Genomic DNA, 2,408 nt, shown 5'->3' on the forward strand with positions numbered 1-2,408 from the left:
AGCCCGCCTGCCGGACGAGCATCGTCTGGAAGAAGCTCCAGGCGTAGACGGTCCCGAAGCAGACCTGCAGGACCGTGCAGAAGAAGGCGATCGCGACCCGCGGCGCCTTCCACCCTTCGGCGGACACGTCAGTCCGTTCCCGAACCCGGATTCGACGCGGCGCCCGACGCCTTGCCCTTCACGGCATGCAGCATGAGGCGCGCCATCTCCCCGATCTCGTCATCGCGCGCCAGGACCTTCGCATCGTTCAGCGCGTCCGCATCGCGGCGCGCCAGCCCCACCACGTAGGAGAGCAGTTCTTCCAGCGGGGTGACCGCGAGCTTCACGAACCAGATCGAGCCCAGGATACCGACAATCAGGATGATGCAGATGAGGTAGACCTGGTTGCCCGTGGCGCGCTGGATCTTGAGCCGCACGAGGTCGAGGTCCATCCCCACGTGCACGGTGCCGGCCTGGCCGGCCAGGATCGGGCTCCCGACCTCGACGAAATCCCCCATCCCCGGCAGGCTGCGCTCGATCGGCTCGGTCGCGTGCGGGTCGCTTTCGCGGATCACCTCGGGGACACCCGGCACGAAGGTGTGGGTCAGGATCTCGCCCGTGTCGCTCGTGATGTAGATGTACCGGATGCTCTGGATCTCCACGAACTGGTCGATGAGCGACTGCAGCGTGGCGAGATTCCGGTTGAGCAGGATGTCGACGCTCGAGTCGGCGATGTTCTTGGCGATGTTCGCGCTGTTGCTCTCGTACTCCTCCGACAGCTGGCTGGAGATGGTCAGGATGGAGAGCGTGGAGGTGGAGAATACGATGGCCCCGAAGAGCACGAAGATACCGAAGCGCGTCTTGCGGAAGAGCCTCTTGATCCTGATCTCGTGCGTTTCCGGCTGGCTCACGAGGCCTCGTCACCTGTGGCCGTCAGGCCGAACTTGGCTTCCCAGTCCGCGAGCGTGACGAAGCGGCCATCCTCGACGACCGTGTAGTAGACGCTCTGGAGCCCCTGCCGGCGGTCGGGCGCGAACGACACCATCTCGCCGATCCCGAGGTCGTAGTTCCGCACCGAGAAGACGGCGTCGTTCAGCTTGCCGCGCTCGGGGGTGCCGTCGATCCGGCGCAGGATCTCCGTGAGCAGCTTCGCGTCCAGGAATCCCTCGAGGCTGGTGAAGCTGTACGGGAACGGGTCGTACGGCTCCACCACCAGCTCCTCCGGCACCTGGGGATCGTAGCGGTCCATCTGGTCCCGGTACTCGGGCACGGCCGGGATCGAGGTGTCTTCGTAGCTGGGCACGACCTGCGAGTTCACGAGCCACGGCGTGTAGTAGGCCGGGTCGTCCCGGCTCGCCCCCTCGAGCAGCGAGAGCAGGTTCTCGCTCCCGACGAAGGAGAGGTTCGCGATGGGCACGTGCAGGCCCAGGTCCATCGCGTCCCGCGCGAAGGCGGCGCACGCGGCATAGGCCCCCACGCAGATCACGGCGTCAGGCGACGCCTCCTGCAGGATCTCGACCTGCGGCCGCATCACGCTCGTGAACTGCGTACCCCGCCTGTAGGTAGCTTCGCCGGCGATCGTCTCGCCGTGCCGGGCGAGCGCCGCCCTCACCCCGGCCCATCCGCTGCGTCCGTAGGCGTCGGCCTGGTAGAAGACCGCGATTCGGCGTCGCCCGATGCGGATGAAGTTGTCGACCAGCCCCGCCGTCTCCTGGCCGTAGGAGGCGCGCAGGTTGAAGGCGAACTCCCCGTACGGCGGCTCGCGCTGCGGCTGGGCGCCCGTGAAGGGGAAGAAGATGTACATCTGCTGGTCCTGGAACTTCTTCAGCAGCGGCAGCACGCGGGTGACGGTGGGAGTTCCGACGTAGCCGAAGAGGAGGAAGACCTCGTCCTCCAGCATCAGCTTGAGCGTGTTTTCTACGCACGGATCCGGCTGATAGCCGTCGTCGTAGAGCCTGGGGACGATCCGGCGTCCGTTGACGCCGCCCTGCTCGTTGACCTGTCCGAAACAGGACATCGCCCCGCGATACAGTTCGGTGCCCAGCCCCCGGGAGGGCCCGGAAAAGGCCGCGGACACGCCGAGAACGATCTCGTCGTCCGGCTGCGCGCCCTGCCTTCCGCTCCAGCGCAGGCCGGGAGCGAGCGGTCGCGTGGAGGTGGAGGCGCCGAGCGACGTCGCGAAGGGCGCCCCGAGCAGACCGGCCAGCCCGGCGCGGATCGCGGAGCGGCGCGTCAGGAGTCCGCCGGGCGCCGGCGGGATCGCCCGGGCCGGGTCGCGGTTCGGAACCGGCGGTCCGTTGGGAGGCTGCGTCCCTTTTCGACTTCCGGACAATACCCTCTCCTTGCGTGCGGCGTGGCCATCCGCGTCGCCAAGGTCGGTCCATCGCATGGGGACCGCTCGGCATGGGAGTTTATTCGCAAGTACATTC

General features: G+C 67.4%; 2 protein-coding genes. Both read right to left on the reverse strand.

What is annotated here, in order from left to right:
* Positions 1–128: 128 nt before the first annotated feature.
* Positions 129–890 (reverse strand): hypothetical protein, encoded by a 762-nt coding sequence (locus OXN85_04970; GenBank protein ID MCY3599310.1) that lies wholly within the window; start codon positions 888–890, stop codon positions 129–131.
* Positions 887–2,311: an ABC transporter substrate-binding protein gene (locus tag OXN85_04975; GenBank protein MCY3599311.1), complete on the reverse strand. Its 1,425-nt coding sequence runs from the start codon at positions 2,309–2,311 to the stop codon at positions 887–889. The genes OXN85_04970 and OXN85_04975 overlap by 4 nt, the downstream gene beginning before the upstream one ends.
* Between the last annotated feature and the right edge of the window lie 97 nt (positions 2,312–2,408).

Origin of the sequence: Candidatus Palauibacter australiensis (assembly GCA_026705295.1) — a bacterium.
GTDB classification, from domain to species: domain Bacteria; phylum Gemmatimonadota; class Gemmatimonadetes; order Palauibacterales; family Palauibacteraceae; genus Palauibacter; species Palauibacter australiensis.